The sequence below is a fragment of the Thermogladius sp. genome, from assembly GCF_049970955.1.
In the GTDB taxonomy this organism is placed as follows: domain Archaea; phylum Thermoproteota; class Thermoprotei_A; order Sulfolobales; family Desulfurococcaceae; genus Thermogladius.
Map to the genome: position 1 here is coordinate 14,312 of NZ_JBMFLY010000001.1, position 14,078 is coordinate 28,389.

Annotated in this window: 17 protein-coding genes and 1 tRNA gene; 10 read left to right on the forward strand and 8 right to left on the reverse strand. The window is 52.8% G+C overall.

The features are described 5' to 3' along the window. Window positions 1–6 precede the first annotated feature (6 nt). Complete coding sequence (locus ACP5VX_RS00070; RefSeq protein ID WP_428723864.1) at window positions 7–1,884, forward strand: ATP-binding protein; 1,878 nt, start codon at window positions 7–9, stop codon at window positions 1,882–1,884. Window positions 1,885–1,894: 10 nt separating this feature from the next. Further along, window positions 1,895–2,239, forward strand: coding sequence for a hypothetical protein (locus tag ACP5VX_RS00075; RefSeq protein ID WP_428723865.1), 345 nt, complete (start codon window positions 1,895–1,897; stop codon window positions 2,237–2,239). Here ACP5VX_RS00075 and ACP5VX_RS00080 read toward each other — a convergent pair. Beyond that, a complete protein-coding gene (locus ACP5VX_RS00080; protein ID WP_428723866.1) occupies window positions 2,236–2,613 on the reverse strand; it encodes a hypothetical protein in 378 nt (125 codons plus the stop codon). The two genes, ACP5VX_RS00075 and ACP5VX_RS00080, sit on opposite strands and share 4 nt — an antisense overlap. Window positions 2,614–2,689: 76 nt before the next feature. Here ACP5VX_RS00080 and ACP5VX_RS00085 point away from each other — a divergent pair, with 76 nt between their 5' ends. Next, window positions 2,690–3,460: a DNA polymerase sliding clamp gene (locus ACP5VX_RS00085; protein WP_428723867.1), complete on the forward strand. Its 771-nt coding sequence runs from the start codon at window positions 2,690–2,692 to the stop codon at window positions 3,458–3,460. A 3-nt stretch (window positions 3,461–3,463) separates the two neighbouring features. Here the strand turns inward: ACP5VX_RS00085 and ACP5VX_RS00090 are convergent, their stop codons facing one another. Then, window positions 3,464–3,706: a hypothetical protein gene (locus ACP5VX_RS00090; RefSeq protein ID WP_428723868.1), complete on the reverse strand. Its 243-nt coding sequence runs from the start codon at window positions 3,704–3,706 to the stop codon at window positions 3,464–3,466. Window positions 3,707–3,869: 163 nt separating this feature from the next. Here ACP5VX_RS00090 and ACP5VX_RS00095 point away from each other — a divergent pair, with 163 nt between their 5' ends. The 4 genes from ACP5VX_RS00095 to ACP5VX_RS00110 are packed head-to-tail and all read left to right on the forward strand — an operon-like array spanning window position 3,870 to window position 6,800. Further along, window positions 3,870–4,442, forward strand: a complete 573-nt coding sequence (locus tag ACP5VX_RS00095) for a 2-oxoacid:acceptor oxidoreductase family protein (RefSeq protein ID WP_428723869.1) — start codon at window positions 3,870–3,872, stop codon at window positions 4,440–4,442. After that, window positions 4,442–4,717 (forward strand): 4Fe-4S binding protein, encoded by a 276-nt coding sequence (locus ACP5VX_RS00100; protein WP_428723870.1) that lies wholly within the window; start codon window positions 4,442–4,444, stop codon window positions 4,715–4,717. Before ACP5VX_RS00095 ends, ACP5VX_RS00100 begins: the two co-directional genes overlap by 1 nt. 5 nt (window positions 4,718–4,722) lie before the next feature. Beyond that, window positions 4,723–5,910 (forward strand): pyruvate ferredoxin oxidoreductase, encoded by a 1,188-nt coding sequence (locus ACP5VX_RS00105; protein WP_428723871.1) that lies wholly within the window; start codon window positions 4,723–4,725, stop codon window positions 5,908–5,910. Further along, window positions 5,907–6,800 (forward strand): 3-methyl-2-oxobutanoate dehydrogenase subunit beta, encoded by an 894-nt coding sequence (locus ACP5VX_RS00110; protein ID WP_428723872.1) that lies wholly within the window; start codon window positions 5,907–5,909, stop codon window positions 6,798–6,800. The genes ACP5VX_RS00105 and ACP5VX_RS00110 overlap by 4 nt, the downstream gene beginning before the upstream one ends. Before the next feature lie 13 nt (window positions 6,801–6,813). On the opposite strand, the gene ACP5VX_RS00115 is transcribed toward ACP5VX_RS00110, so the two are convergent. After that, window positions 6,814–6,993, reverse strand: a complete 180-nt coding sequence (locus ACP5VX_RS00115; protein WP_428723873.1) for a preprotein translocase subunit Sec61beta — start codon at window positions 6,991–6,993, stop codon at window positions 6,814–6,816. A gap of 63 nt (window positions 6,994–7,056) precedes the next feature. Between ACP5VX_RS00115 and ACP5VX_RS00120 the strand changes: the two genes are divergently transcribed. Next, window positions 7,057–7,314, forward strand: coding sequence for a MazG nucleotide pyrophosphohydrolase domain-containing protein (locus ACP5VX_RS00120; protein WP_428723874.1), 258 nt, complete (start codon window positions 7,057–7,059; stop codon window positions 7,312–7,314). Here ACP5VX_RS00120 and ACP5VX_RS00125 read toward each other — a convergent pair. From ACP5VX_RS00125 to ACP5VX_RS00140, 4 genes are all read right to left on the reverse strand, one after another. Continuing rightward, window positions 7,301–8,041 (reverse strand): geranylgeranylglyceryl/heptaprenylglyceryl phosphate synthase, encoded by a 741-nt coding sequence (locus ACP5VX_RS00125; protein WP_428723875.1) that lies wholly within the window; start codon window positions 8,039–8,041, stop codon window positions 7,301–7,303. The two genes, ACP5VX_RS00120 and ACP5VX_RS00125, sit on opposite strands and share 14 nt — an antisense overlap. After that, the gene (locus ACP5VX_RS00130; protein WP_428723876.1) at window positions 8,004–8,336 is read right to left on the reverse strand and encodes a hypothetical protein; all 333 of its coding nucleotides are present in this window, start codon (window positions 8,334–8,336) and stop codon (window positions 8,004–8,006) included. The genes ACP5VX_RS00125 and ACP5VX_RS00130 overlap by 38 nt, the downstream gene beginning before the upstream one ends. A 5-nt stretch (window positions 8,337–8,341) precedes the next feature. After that, window positions 8,342–8,737, reverse strand: a complete 396-nt coding sequence (locus ACP5VX_RS00135; protein ID WP_428723877.1) for a metal-binding protein — start codon at window positions 8,735–8,737, stop codon at window positions 8,342–8,344. An 18-nt stretch (window positions 8,738–8,755) separates the two neighbouring features. Continuing rightward, window positions 8,756–8,830, reverse strand: a tRNA-Pro gene (locus ACP5VX_RS00140). An 80-nt stretch (window positions 8,831–8,910) separates the two neighbouring features. Here ACP5VX_RS00140 and ACP5VX_RS00145 point away from each other — a divergent pair. Further along, the gene (locus tag ACP5VX_RS00145) at window positions 8,911–11,700 is read left to right on the forward strand and encodes a DEAD/DEAH box helicase (RefSeq protein ID WP_428723878.1); all 2,790 of its coding nucleotides are present in this window, start codon (window positions 8,911–8,913) and stop codon (window positions 11,698–11,700) included. On the opposite strand, the gene ACP5VX_RS00150 is transcribed toward ACP5VX_RS00145, so the two are convergent. Beyond that, window positions 11,684–13,672 carry a phosphoadenosine phosphosulfate reductase family protein gene (locus ACP5VX_RS00150; protein ID WP_428723879.1) on the reverse strand — a complete coding sequence of 663 codons (1,989 nt, stop codon included), beginning with the start codon at window positions 13,670–13,672 and terminating at the stop codon, window positions 11,684–11,686. The two genes, ACP5VX_RS00145 and ACP5VX_RS00150, sit on opposite strands and share 17 nt — an antisense overlap. Before the next feature lie 136 nt (window positions 13,673–13,808). Between ACP5VX_RS00150 and cedA1 the strand changes: the two genes are divergently transcribed. Continuing rightward, a complete protein-coding gene (cedA1, locus tag ACP5VX_RS00155; RefSeq protein WP_428723880.1) occupies window positions 13,809–14,072 on the forward strand; it encodes a DNA import protein CedA1 in 264 nt (87 codons plus the stop codon). Window positions 14,073–14,078: the final 6 nt, after the last annotated feature.

A 14,078-nucleotide genomic window follows, 5' to 3' on the forward strand; every position in this document is an offset into this window, starting at 1 on the left:
AGAAGCATGTCCTCAGCTAGACCCCCTAGGGCTTTACTACTACTGGTTGCCGAGCTCACTCTCTCGGCTTTCTACGTATACTATTTTTCCAAAACAGGGGTATCGGGAGGGCACCTGGCTCTCTTCCAGGTCGTCGCACTCGCACCCCTCGTAGCCGTGGTTGTTTCTGTCGTATACGGCTTGATCGCCTCGATAGTCTACACATCAGTAGTACTCGGCGCTCTCAACAGTGTTTGGCTCTACTTCCTACTAGTGAACTTCACGGGTAGTGCTGAACTCGCGTCATTTGATAACCTGGTGTACCTAGCGACCGTGGCAGGTATCTCCCTGTACTTCGTCTACTCTAAGTTGCTTCACGTGGACGTCTTGAAGTACCTTGCGGGTTCTGTGAGTGCTATTAGCTACGTTGGAAAGCGTGGTTGGGCTGCCTTCGTAGAACCCCTTCCTATGTACTTCTACTCGTTAGCCGTCTTCAACATAGTCAGCTACTACGCCTCCGCTGTCACCGACCTACCCCTGAACGCTCTACCTATGCTACCCGCTAACATCGTCCTCGGCGTTGTCACGGCCTATATCTACACAGCCGTCCACGCGGACGGTCGCGGAGGTGTTCAGCTGGTTAAAGCGATGGAGTTGGCTGCGGTGTCGTCCTCAGGGCTATTAGCGCCCGCGATTCTGTTAAGCGAACTCCTCTACGGCCTTTCGGTCGACGTCGGCTACAGATTCGGGGGTGTGAGTGGACTGATGAGCGAGAACGGCCTTAACTTAGGGGTCGGACTAGGCGTAGCACGTAGAGGCAGGAGGATATGCCCCGTGGAGCTGAAGGGGTTCGAAGAACCCGCTGAAGATTGGTACTGGGCCTGTTTAGGAGTCCCTCTCAAGCTGGATCCCGGAAGACTCGTTAACTCCCACATGATAGTAGCCGGGTCCTCGGGTATGGGTAAGACCACGTTTGTCAAGAGTCTCGTGAGAGATATCGCCAGTCGAGGGGACGTAGACGTCCTCGTATTTGACCCTCACAACGAGTACGTAGACCTGCTCGAAACCCTGGGGGCTAGAAGTATCAATCCCAGGCAGATGGGGGTAAACATCCTCTACCTGGGCCTTAGCTCCCCTAGAGAGAGGGCGCGTAGGCTAGCGGACATCGTTTCCAGCTTCTTTAACCTGGGGCCGCTCCAGCGCAGGGCGCTCGAGGAATTAATCGTAAAGGCGTACGAGAGGAAGGGTATAGTCGACGGGGACGAGAGAACTTGGACGAGGGAGCCCCCCTCGTTAAGAGATTTAGTCGAGATGTGCGAGTCCGAGCCTTCTGGAAAACCCTCCTGCTCATCCATACTCCCATACGTGAAGACCCTAGAGGAGGCCTTCTACCAACCGCAGGCTACACGTGGGGGTTCGTGGACGCTCGAAGGTAGCGCGATCATAAACTTATCAGACATACCAGATGACTACACCAGGTTTATCTACGTGGACACTATCCTCCAGCTTGTACTGAGTCAAATGTACTCTAGGTCTGCAAGGCGGAGGCTCGTCATAGTTCTCGACGAGGCGGCTCTGCTGATGAGGAGCAGGGCCGTCGAAGACGTAATGTCGAGACTGTACATGGAGAGCAGGAAGTTTGGCTTCAGCGTGATATTGGTTGTCCAAAACCCGTACTTGCTACCGGAGTCCATAATAGTCAACTCGGGTATAAGAGTGGTGTTTGGTCTCGGAGAGCCGAGGAGTGTTAGCTACGCTGCTAGAATCCTGTCACCTGGCGGACCGCCAGGTAGGAGTAGGCTGGTCGAGAAGACCCTAGCCAATCTTAAGCCCGGGTACTACCTAGTAGGGCTACTAGGGAGTGAAAATATATTCCTTGCAACCAGATATAAACCAACTTGCTGAGGTGCGGCTCATGATCTACGAGGAGGAGGGCGAAGAGCTTACCGAAGCAACGGAGCCGGCTGCCGAGGAGTTAGCGGAAGAGGAGGTCGAGGAAGTCGAAGTAACGCCCAGTAAGATAGCAATGCTAGAGCAGTTAGTCGACATCACGCGTAAGTGGGAGAGAGTCATAGCCGGGGAGGAGAGCGTAGAGTCGCTAAAGTCGGCGGTTAGCCTACCGGTGGTTACGAAGACTGTAAAAAAGAAAAAGGCCAAGAAGAAGAAAGCAGCCGCGTCCAAGAAAGGCAAAAAAGTGGAGGGCAAGAAGAAAAAGGCGAGGACTAAGCGTAAGGGTAAGAAAGGAGAGTCTAGTTCTTAGACACTCTGCCTTTCTACAGTTACGTCAACGTAGCCTATCTTCTTTAGTGCCTCTTTTATAAGTTCTATCCTGGTCCTCCTATCGAATACTATCTCGACGTACTCGCCTCCGTTCTTGGTCAGCCTCAGCTTCTGAACTACGGCGTACCCTCTTAGAGACTCCGCGGGGTCTTTAGGAGGGAATATGAACTCCTCGAACCTCTTCCTGCTCAGCCTGTAGTACTCTTCGAAGTTACTTACAATTCTAATAGACTCTGATAAGTTCCTCGAAGAGCCTATAGTCTCGGCTAGTGTGCTCAGCAAGCGTATAGCGCTCTCCTTGTCTAGAACTACGTGCGGGGACCCCGCGAAGTCGACTACGACTTTGATCTGCATTGCTTACTACCCTTACTAGGCGTGCGAACGCCTGCTTTTAATGCAAGCTTATAACAATACAGGAGTTTATAATTTAGTGAAGGTGCGCTACTTGTTTAGGGCGACATACCCGTCTGGTAGTAAATTCAAGTCGATAGCCTCGGCGATAGTCAAGATCACGGATGAAGCGCCTTTCTACATAAAACCCGAGGCTCTCGAGGTAAAGGTGTTCAGTCCCGACAAAACGGCAATGGTCATAGTCAAGATACCGAGTGTGGCTTTCGAGGAGTACAATTTCGAAGTAGAAGACTACTTCGTTGTGTCCTCATCGGATCTCAATAGAGTTCTTAGGAGAGGGACTAGAACAGATATCTTGGTACTGGAACTCGATAAATCGGTCGGTGTACTGAAGACGGTCTTCAGGAACAAAAAGACTGGCGTGGAGAGGACGTTTTTCGTAGAGCTCAAGCAGAGCATACCAGAGGAGGTGCCAGACCTCGACATCGAGTTAGGAGTCACAGTGACAATGCTGGCCAGCGACTTCAAGTTACTTATACGAGACCTGAAAACTGTGGGCGACTACGCCACTTTCCACTTCAAAGAAAACAAGCTCCACGTGTACTCGAGTGAGCAGCAAAAAGAGTACAGGGCAGTACTCGAGGAGGGATCCCCCCTTATCTCAGTGGCTTCGACCGTGGACGAGGCGAAAGCCAGTTACAGCATCGACCTACTGAGGTTAGCTACTAGGGCTGCCTCGGCGTCTAAAAACATCACGCTCTCGTTCGACAACGACAAGCCGATGAAGATAGTCTTCGAGCTTGAAGGAGGAGGGTCTATCACATACTGGCTGACCCCGAGAGTCGAGTAGAGTTTACTTCCCTTCTTCAAGCTTGGAGAGTAGGTCTAGTAGAGCCTCCTTACCCGCGGTCTTGCGCGTGGGCCTTGTTGCGGGCCTCAGCTCGAAGGCGAATTTCCACACAGGGTTGGGGCATACAGGCCTATTCATACAGGCAAGACAACAGTGCGGGCAGACATAGTTGCCGGGAAACATTGTACACTCCCTAGTGGCGTTGTGTTGCCCGCAGAAGTCGCACCTCTCCCAATAAATGGTCAACTAGACCACCACTCTTTCACCTTTACAACTATTCGAACCTGGTGTAATAAAGAGTGGTACCTTTGTAGATTAAGCACAAATGCATACGTTTGAAACATAGAACACTATACGCGTATATAAGATTTTTAATGCTGGCGAGGCATGGTTCTTCATTGGTGGACTAATGCTTGAAATAGTGTTTATAGGACGGGGAGGGCAAGGAGCCGTAACGGCGGCCAACATTCTCGTCGAGGCAGCTATGATAGAGGGTCTACACGCCCAGGGCTTTCCCTTTTTCGGGGCCGAGAGAAGAGGAGCCCCGGTAGCGGCTTACGCGAGGGTGGATAAGAAGCCGATTTTGAGGCACGGTATGTTCAACACAGCAGACGTTGTAGTGGTATTGGATAGCAAGCTTGTCCAACAGGACTACGTATCACAGTTCAGTCTCAGGGATAAAGGAGTTCTCGTGTTGAACACCCCGCACACTCAAGTACCTCGAGACCTCAAGATACGCTTCGAAGGAGACTACTCCATATACGTTGTGAACGCTACAGAGATAGCGGTTAAAAACAAGTTGGTAATAGCTGGCTGGCCCGTAGTCAACACGAGCATGTTGGGGGCGCTCTCTAGGGCTACAGGAATAGTGTCTAAGAGCGCGGTGGTCGAGGCTGTGAAGAGGTACTTCGGGGGGAGGGTAGGCGAGGTCAACGCGAAGGCCTCGGAGGATGCTTACGAACAGACTGTTAGGGTGGTCTGATGAAGGTCATAGTCGAGCCCTCGAAGTACAAGTTGCCCATCGCAAGACCCCTCGTCGGGGTAGCGGGGAAGACGGGTACTTGGAGGCTCGAGAGACCAGTAGTAGACAATAGTAGGTGCACAAGGTGCTACCTATGCGAAATACACTGCCCTGTCAACGTTATTAGGGTCGAGCCCGACACCGGAGTCTCGATAGACTACGACTACTGCAAGGGATGCGGTCTGTGCGCGGACGTCTGCCCTGTTCTCGCGATTAAAATGGTCCCGGAGGAGTGAGGGCCGTGGGGTTGAAACTAGTCTTAACAGGCAACTACGCCTTGGCGTACGCGGCTAAAGTTGCTAGAGTAAACGTCGTGGCAGCCTATCCTATCACGCCTCAGACGAGCGTGGTAGAGAAGCTGGCGGAGTTCATAGAAGAGGGCGAGCTAGACGCCGTGATGATAAGAGTAGAGTCGGAGCACTCGGCACTAGCTGCCTGTTTCGGAGCGGCCCTCGCTGGGGCGAGGGTATTCACAGCCACGAGTAGTCAGGGGCTCTTGTACATGCACGAGGTGATACACTGGGCTTCGAGGGCCCGCGTCCCTATGGTCATGGGTGTTGTTACGAGGACGATAGGCCCCCCGTGGAACATCTGGCCCGACCACACGGACTACATGGATCAGAGGGACACAGGCTGGGTTATGAGCTTCGCGATGGATAATCAGGAGGCCTTCGACCTGACGTTGCAGGCTTTCAAAGTCAGCGAAGATCCCAGAGTCTACTTGCCGGTCATGGTTGGGATTGAGGGGTTTATACTGGGTCACACCTCCATGCCGGTTGAGATACCGGAGCAAAAATTAGTTGATGAGTGGCTCGGGCCTAGGAGGCAGCCGTACGTTGTCGACGGCAGTGAGCACTTGGCAATAGGCAACCTAGCCTCGCCGGAGGACACCGAGGAGTTCTTTATGGACATACAGAACGCCATGGAACAGGCTAGGAAGGTCGTAGTGGAGGTTGAAGAGGAGTATTCGAAGATTAGTGGGAGACCCTTCAAAGGACCCGTGGAGTGCTTCAAGTGCGAGGACGCCAAGTACGTTGCTATTAGTATGGGGGCCTGGTCAGGGGACTTGATGGAGTCCATACTGCAGCTACGCGACGAGGGGTACAGCGTCGGTCTGCTGAGGATCAGGTATTACAGGCCCTTCCCTGGGGACTATATATTCGAGAAGGCCAACTCGGCAAAAGGCGTTGTGGTGTTCGACAGGTCCGTCAGCTTCGGGTCTTACGGCCCGATCTTCCTAGACACGGCCGCCTCATTCTTGAAACACGTGAGGAAAACCCCCTACATTAAGAATGTGGTCGCCGGGCTCGGTGGCGTCAATATCACGTCGGACGATTTCTCGAGGATATTGAGGAGGTTTGTGCACGAAGTGGAGTCTGGCGACGTGAATGTGTTTGAGTGGTACCACAAAGGTAAGGTGGTCAAATGAGCAGGCCACCCCTACCCTACAAGGCCAGAGACGTAGTGTTGCCAGGCGACGCAGCCTGTCCGGGCTGCCCTATACCGATAGCGTGGAAGGTTCTCTCCGCGGTGTTCGGAGACAAGATGATACTCGTTATACCAGCAAGTTGCTCGTCGGTCGTCGTAGGGATGTACCCCGGCAACTCCTTGAGGGCGAGCGTGATACACGTACCATTTGCTTCGGCAGCGGCAGTAGCCTCGGGCGTTTCGGAGGCCCTCAAGAAGCGGGGTATTACGGACGTCCAGGTCATAGCCTGGGCTGGAGACGGCGGTACAGCCGACATAGGGATGGCATCCTTGAGCGGTGCGGCTGAGCGTAACCACGACTTCATATACATAATGTACGACAACGAGGCTTACATGAACACGGGTATTCAGAGGAGTTCCTCGACGCCTAGAGGGGCGTGGACAACGACTACACCAGTAATAGGGAAGGCCGAGGAGAAAAAGGACGTGGCCAAGATCATGATAGCACACGGCGTGCCATACGTAGCTACAGCTAGCATAGGCTACGTCCACGACTTCTACAACAAGCTCGTTAGGGCCAGTAAGATCAGGGGCTTCAAGTTCATAAGCCTGCACGCCCCGTGCCCGATAGGGTGGAGATTCGACCCGAGGTACACTATTAGGATCGCGAGGCTTGCTGTAGAGACAGGGCTCTGGATACTCTACGAGTACTACGATGGAAAGATCCATCTTTCGGGCCCGAGCAGACCTTATATGGACCCGTCGAAGAGGAAGCCTGTCGAGGAGTACTTAAAATTGCAGGGCAGGTTTAGGAAGATCGACGACGAATTACTAAAGAGTATACAGGAGTACGTAGAGAAGAACTGGGAGTGGGTCAAGAGGCACATGTGAGCCTGGCGCTACATCAGTACAAGGGGTGTACTTTCTGTAGTACGATCACCGTTATACTTACAGCTAAAGCTAGTATTACGAGTAGGTGAGGTTTCACCTTGATACCCACATCGGACTCCTCGTAGAACCTGACGAGCCCGGCTGCTGTCAGGGGGGCCGCTACCTCTCTTCTCCTCTTTCTAGCTCTACTCACTCCCTCCACCGCAAGTCTTTATTTACGCGCGTCTTTATAAGCCTGAAGCTGGGTGCGCTGGTATTGGAGCTGAGGGAAGCACAAGAGCTGATAAGGAGAATATACTACGAGAGAGACCACGCCAGAGGTCTCTACGCAACCTTCACGTGGTTCGTTGAAGAGGTCGGGGAGCTTGCGAGGGCGCTTCTCGAGATGAACCAAGAGAACCTGCGCGAGGAGATAGCGGACGTGTTTGCTTGGCTCCTAAGCGTAGCAAACCTGCTAAACATAGACCTGGAAGAAGCGTTCAAGGAGAAGTACATCAAAGCTAGCGGCTCTTGATCCCTCTAATGATAGAGACCGCTTTCTCGTAGTCTTCTTCTACGACAGTACCGGTCACTATTATGTCGGCCCCTGCTTTAGCGAGGCTCCTGGCCACCTCGGGCGAGCGCACACCTCCCCCCACGATCACTGTTAGACTAGTGCTCCTCTTTATCAGGCTTGGGAAGGTCTCCGGGACGTGTCTGCTAGCCCCACTACCAGCCTCGAGATATATGTACCTAAAGCCCATCATCTCGGCTGCTAGGGCGTAGGCCAGCCCGATCTCAGGCTTCTCCGGCGGTATGGGTTGTATTCTACCTACGTGAGCGACAGCGGTCTCGCCGTATAGGACGAGATAGCCTGTCGGGAGGGCCTCTAGACCGTACTTTCTTACTAAAGGAGCTGCCTGGACCTGTGCTTGAACTAGGTAGTACGGCTCTAGGCTGTTCATTAAGACCATGAACAACACGGCATCGGCCTTAGGCGTGAGGCAGTTGATGTTCCCTGGGAAGATTATCACGGGTAGACCAGTCGCCTTTTTCAAGATGCTCGATACTTCCCCCGCCTCCTCTGGCGTAACACCAAGACTACCACCGACCAGAAAGGCGTCTGTACCAGCCTCGTGTAGCCTGAGGGCAACCTTCTCGAGTTCGCCGTGGTCTACGTTCTTAGCGGGGTCGATCAAGGTGAAGTGAAGCTTCTCTCCCTTCTCAAGCTTCTCCTTCAGATAATCGCTGACCCTCCCCAAGCCCTTCCCCTTCACTAGGCTTCCTCGTCTCAACTTTGATACTGCCTTCTAAGTATAAGTCCAGGAACTTGGCGTAGACGTCGACGGCTTGGAGTATCTCTGGGACTGGCTGCGGGTACTCTGCGTACAACCCGCAGGAGCCGCAGGATATTATAGCTTTCTTGAATCCAGGCGTTTCGAGCTTCTCAAACTTCACGCTAAGGGTCTTGGCCCCGCACCTTGGGCACTGGAATACTGTCGGTATCTTAGGGACCCTCTTAACGACCCTCTTATACTTCTTCCTCCTTTTACCCATTTCCTCTACCTCGTGTACAGTTTCTTTCTCAAGGTAGATGTTAAATTTTGTGTAAAAACCTCGTTTAATATCTTAACGTACTCGTCGAAAGAACCGAGGTCTACTACCCTGTAGAGCCCCCTTTTCTCAGACAGCGCTTGTTCAACGAGGTGTTTGCAGTAGCACTTCTCTCTCCTCCCAACCACCCTGATAGTGAAATCACTACAGCTACAGAAAACCCCTGGGACTATGACGTAGTCACCGCTGGGACCCATATAGACCCACGTGTTTAGGTCTGCACCTTGAACGTTGACTTTGACAAACCTCCTTAGAACCTGCTCATTAACCACCCCGACCGTTTTAGAGGCCTCGAGGACTTTCTTGATAGAATCTCTTGCGGAGCAATAGCCAGCCGTAGACAAGACATAGCACCATGGAAGTGGGCCCGCGGGGATTTGAACCCCGGGTCACGGGGACCCGAACCCCGCATCCTAACCAGGCTAGACCACGGGCCCTATCTGATAGTCTTAAGTTAAAAGGGTTTAAAGGATTTCCAGATAACTGGTGCCTTTGTACGCTTATTTCGGGAAAAGGCATGAGTTTGCCTGACTGTTTAAGACGGTTAGGCTATAGGGAGTTTACAAATTTACAAAAAGAGGCTTTCAAAAAGATAGTTAGAGAGCGGAGCAACGTAATCGTGGTCGCGCCCACGGGCTCGGGAAAGACGGAGGCAGCGGTCATACCGGTTTTCTATGTCTTGTCGAGGTTGAACGCGAAGCCCATTTCCTGCGTTTACATTACCCCTCTCCGAGCGCTCAACAGGGATATAGTGAACAGGATTAGCAGGCTGGCTGAGTGCTTTAATGTCACCGTAGCTCTCAGACACGGCGATACGCCGTACAGCGCGAGAAAGGCTATACAAAAGAGCCCTCCACAGGTTCTCGTCACGACACCGGAGACGTTCACTTATATCCTATTGAACGCTGAATTATTGAAGCGGCTTTCTAACCTAAGGTTCGTGATACTAGACGAGCTACACGAGCTCGTCGAGAGCAAGCGAGGGCTCTTGCTACTGACGACTCTATACCTAGTGGCGAACCACCTGCGGATAAGGCCTGTCGTGATAGGGTTGTCGGCTACAGTGAGCAATGAAAATGCCGTCAGCGAACTGATCTCGTCCATTAACAGGCTCCCCACGGAGGTCGTCAAGGACGCAGGCGGTAAAGAACTAGAGATCAGCGTTGAGGTCCCGTATTGCGACGATAAGTGTAGAGAAGCCGTCAGCGGTACAGTGGATGAGCGTGTTGCCGGGAGAGCATACTACATTATCAGGAAGATAAACGAGAGCAGGAGTGTCCTGGTCTTCACGAATACGAGGACGATGGCAGAGTACATGAGTAGTCTGCTGAAAAACCTCAGCGAAAGGCTCGGGCTCGACCTCCAGATAAGCGTACACCACGGGAGCTTGTCGAAGGAACACCGCGAGGAAGTAGAGAGGAGGTTTAGAAGCGGGGAGATCAAGGCTGTAGTAGCGACCTCCAGCCTCGAACTGGGTATCGACATAGGTAGCGTCGACTACGTTATACAGTACTTGTCCCCAAGGCAAGTAACGAGGCTCGTGCAGAGAATCGGGAGGAGCGGGCATAGGCTGGGGGGCGTTGCTAAGGGGTGCATCGTGTCTACCAGCAACCTGCTTCATTACCTAGAGTCAGCCGTGATAGCTAGGAGGGCTAGAGCGGGAGAGCTGGAGAAGGAGATCATACACGACTCTCCTCTAGACGTGTTGTCCTACTCTATCGCCGTGTACACGTTAATCAACCCCCACGGTGTAGATGTCAACAGGCTGTACGCTAGTATAGTTCAAATGGCACTATACAAAAACCTCTCCTTCCAGGACTTCATGGACGTCGTGTCTTACCTTGATTACAGTAGGATAGTGAAACTGGAGTCAGGCGTTCTGAAGCCTACTCGGAAGACGAGGCTACACGTCTACAAGACCTCTATGATACCCTCGACTAGAGAGATAACAGTTGTAGACGTAGCAAGTGGTAACAGAGTCGGGAGTCTAGACGAAGACTACGTGATTTTGAACGTCCAACAAGGCGACTACCTCGTTCTAGCGGGAAGCGTTTGGAGAGTAGTTTCGTATGCCGAGAGCGAAGGGCGGCTGTACGTTGAAAGAGCAGAAGCCCCGTCCGAAGAGGCCGTCATACCGTCTTGGGAGGGGGAGAACATACCCGTAGAGTACAAGGTGGCCCGGGAAGTAGGCAGCGTTGTAAGGAGGCTTAAAGAGGGCCGAGTAGAAGCCGTGAGAAGGGAGTACGGGCTCAAGATCGATGCCGTGACAAGAGGACTAGATCTCTTCGGGGACGACAAGACTATCGTTGTAGACTACGTCAAACCCCTGAGGGCCATCGTCATAAACGTCTTCGGAGGCTCAAAAGTGAACTCGATGCTTAAAGACCTGCTCTACTACTACCTCAAGAGGATCTACCCGTTGGGAAACATCAAGACGTACTCTACACCTTACGCTATCGTGCTGAGGGCTTCCAACGTAGACCCCGAGCTACTACGCGAAAACGTGGTCAAGTTCTTCAACTCAATTGACAAATTTGTTGAAGAGACCTTTTTGCTAAGCGCTGCAAGGGAGAGTAAGACCCTCCTCTGGCGGATATACCAGGTAGCTCAAAGGTTTGGCGCCATATCCCCTGAAGCGGAGAGAGTTAGCAACACCATGTTACAGGCCTTCGTAGATACGGTAATAGGCAGAGAGGCGTTCAAGGAGGTGCTGACCAGAGACTACGACATTACGTCGGCTAGGGAACTCGCGAGGCTCGTTGTGACGGGTGTTGTCAAGGTAGTGGATAGAGTCTCGGAAACCCTCAACGACTTCCACAAGGAGGTACTAGAGTACATAGAGGTTCCACTGGTCAGAGGGCTGGTCTTCGACCAGGAGGCGTACCTTGCGAAACTCCTCTCGCGTAAGGTAACATTACTCTGCCTCAGTTGCGGGTACCACGAGTCCGGTAGCGTGGCGGACTTCTTGAAGTGGAGCGAGTTCGGGTGCCCGAAGTGTGGGAGAGCCACTCTCACACTCGTCAAGGGGCACGATATATCTAACGAGCTCGAGATTGTTAAGAAACTCAAGAATAAACTGAAACTGACAGAAGAAGAAAACAAGACTCTCGACGAGCTGAGCAAAAGGGCCGTCCTGCTCTATAGGTTCAAGAGGGACGCGTTGCTGGCGCTGTCCGCGAGAGGTGTGGGGTCGGTAGAGGCCGCCAGAATACTAAACAACGTTATGAGAGGCGGAGACCTCGTCCAGGAGATCTACGAGAGCGAGAAGAAGTTCCTCATGGTGAAAGAGTTCATAAGGCGGGACTGACCCTGTTACCCCATAGCCTGTACATTTTTGTGAACACCTGGATTACTTCTGCCCCATGCCTTCTCGAGCTACGCTTAAACGCCTTCGGATTACCCAGTATAAGCGGGATGACCACCTTCTCGACCAGCTGGTCAGCCAGCGGGCAAGTGTCAATACATAACTTACAGGAGGGACACGGCACGCGCGGTAACGGGCCTTTAGGAGTCATTTTAACCCTGTTGAGAGGGCACCATAGTACACAGCTAGCACACTTGGCACAAGACCTTGTCCGGTAAGTCACCTTCAAGACGTCTGCGAGGTCTTCCACGTTCTCGTCCTTGCCGAAGGGCTCCACCCTAAGAGTATCGCGGTCGATCTTAATGCGTGTATTCTTGGTCTCTACGAGTATAGAGTCGCCCTCACGCCAGACCATGAACGAGAGCATTCTAATGTTCTCTGCGAATGTTTGTTGCGCCTCGTCTTCCACCACGACGTCGTTAAACGTTACTTCAAGCGTATTGTTATCCCTTTTCACGTGTAGTGGTGCGAGCCGAGCCTCGCTATTGAGAAGTCTCAGAGTGTACTCTTTTCTCCAGTCTAGGACGTAGCCGGGTATTTTCCTGGCAATCCTCTTCTTAGCTGCTGCCGGCGTGAGCCACCTCCACAAGCCGTACTTGACCCACTCCGGGGGCTGGTTCAGTCTCTCTCTCCAACGCTCTAGGACGTTGAGCCACCTCTCCCACAAGCAGGGATAGTGGGTTGACACGTCCTTGAACTCGGCCAGGTAGCTAGCGGGGCAGAGGTAGCAGCCTAGCCTGTCGAACCCGGCATCGTACAGCCTGTTGTATGGGAGTTTGTTGGCGTAGATGTATAGCCACACCGAGAGCTGGCTCCAGTCTTGTATGGGAGTGGTAGAGACCACGTGGGGGATCCACCTGTTCCTCCACACTACGGGGCTCTTCGCCCTGTCCAGTGACTCGTACGCCCGTTGCCCCACTATATTGAGCGCTCCACTAGGCCACTTAGCCCTACTAGTCTTTGCTATAGGCACTAGTTTGATTACCTTGCAGCACCACCGGTAGTCTTTCCCAGGCGGCCCAAAGGTTTCAACAGCTGTCCAGAAGAAGTTGCCAGCGGATGCTGTGACCAGGTCGAGGCTGTAAGCTTTAGAGACCTCCTCGACGTTCTTGAGAGTCTCCGGTAGCTCGATGCCCGTATCGTTGAACAGCATGTCAACGCCTCCAAAGGCCTTGACGGCTAGGTGGAGGCTGACGAGGCTGTCTTTACCGCCAGAGTAAGAGACTACGGGCTTGTAGTTGTACTTCTCACGGACTTTTATGAGGTGCCTGATAGCCCTTTCTTCCAGCGTTAGAAGGCCCTCCATATTCTTCTTTATCACGTCTTGGAGAGTGCTCGGCCTTCTACTCGTCTCCACGGGCGGCCTGAAGTCGTGGAATGTCTTGGTTACGACGAGCTTACCCCCGACGTTCTCGGCTATAGCCCTGATCCTACCCTTGTAGTCAAGTACGACGAGGCTTTGCTGGCTTGAAGAGGGCGGGTTGATTGTCATACCAGTATAGAAGTACTTGGAGTCGACCTTGACGTGGTCTACTAGCCCCTTGTCCAGCGCCTCGTAAGCCCCGTGGTAGGTCAGCCTGAACTTCCAAGTGTCGGCAAAGGGATCGAAGTAGAGCTGGCCCCATACGTTACCCGAGGACGCCACCTCCCACATGAGGTCCCAGTGAGGCACCTTGTTGAATAACACCACTCTATTCTCAAAGAGTTCTCTGAATAGCTTATCGCTTCCGAACTCCCTTACGATGCTCTCTCTAAGTCTCTGGTAGTCCCCCGGCCTTGCCGGCCTCGCATCGCCTGGCTCGGTGAGCCTCAGAACGTAGTACAAGTCGATCTCGTCCTGTCTGGGCTGTATTATGGGTATGTCGTCGTAGGGGTCCCAGTACACCTTCGCAACCTTCGGCCAGGTTCTCGGCATACAGCTCAGTCTCGTGGCCGGTGATTAGAGATTCATAGATAGTGTTCAGTCTTACCCCCTCTAATATAGCATCCCTGGACAACACTTTCGCCTCAGTCTCATAGTTGTTAGGGCGACGCCTTGGACGGGTTTGGTCATGGGGTTAGTAGAGTTCGTTAGAGACATAACAACCCAGGTTGTTGTAGTAGCCTGGGCTCTCTTCTTCTTGTCTTGGGTCATAGGTTGGGCTCTTAAAGGTCTCCCCATACCGCTCACGAGAGTCAAGAAAATAGGTGAGAGGATACTGGAGGACGGCGTTTGGGCTGCTTTTTGGCTAGCTGTGGGTAGTAGCGTGTTCGCGCTCGTGTCGTACATAGCATCCTCGGTGTACCAGCCCCTACCCCCACCTCCCAGTCCGTAGGTGTCT

What these genes read in the sequence shown, in the direction of transcription:
- ACP5VX_RS00070 (WP_428723864.1), top strand. Translation starts at nt 7, where the DNA reads ATGTCCTCAGCTAGACCCCCTAGGGCTTTACTACTACTGGTTGCCGAG.
- ACP5VX_RS00075 (WP_428723865.1), top strand. Translation starts at nt 1,895, where the DNA reads ATGATCTACGAGGAGGAGGGCGAAGAGCTTACCGAAGCAACGGAGCCG.
- ACP5VX_RS00080 (WP_428723866.1), bottom strand. Translation starts at nt 2,613, where the DNA reads ATGCAGATCAAAGTCGTAGTCGACTTCGCGGGGTCCCCGCACGTAGTT.
- ACP5VX_RS00095 (WP_428723869.1), top strand. Translation starts at nt 3,870, where the DNA reads ATGCTTGAAATAGTGTTTATAGGACGGGGAGGGCAAGGAGCCGTAACG.
- ACP5VX_RS00100 (WP_428723870.1), top strand. Translation starts at nt 4,442, where the DNA reads ATGAAGGTCATAGTCGAGCCCTCGAAGTACAAGTTGCCCATCGCAAGA.
- ACP5VX_RS00110 (WP_428723872.1), top strand. Translation starts at nt 5,907, where the DNA reads ATGAGCAGGCCACCCCTACCCTACAAGGCCAGAGACGTAGTGTTGCCA.
- ACP5VX_RS00130 (WP_428723876.1), bottom strand. Translation starts at nt 8,336, where the DNA reads ATGGGTAAAAGGAGGAAGAAGTATAAGAGGGTCGTTAAGAGGGTCCCT.
- ACP5VX_RS00145 (WP_428723878.1), top strand. Translation starts at nt 8,911, where the DNA reads ATGAGTTTGCCTGACTGTTTAAGACGGTTAGGCTATAGGGAGTTTACA.
- ACP5VX_RS00150 (WP_428723879.1), bottom strand. Translation starts at nt 13,672, where the DNA reads ATGCCGAGAACCTGGCCGAAGGTTGCGAAGGTGTACTGGGACCCCTAC.
- cedA1 (WP_428723880.1), top strand. Translation starts at nt 13,809, where the DNA reads ATGGGGTTAGTAGAGTTCGTTAGAGACATAACAACCCAGGTTGTTGTA.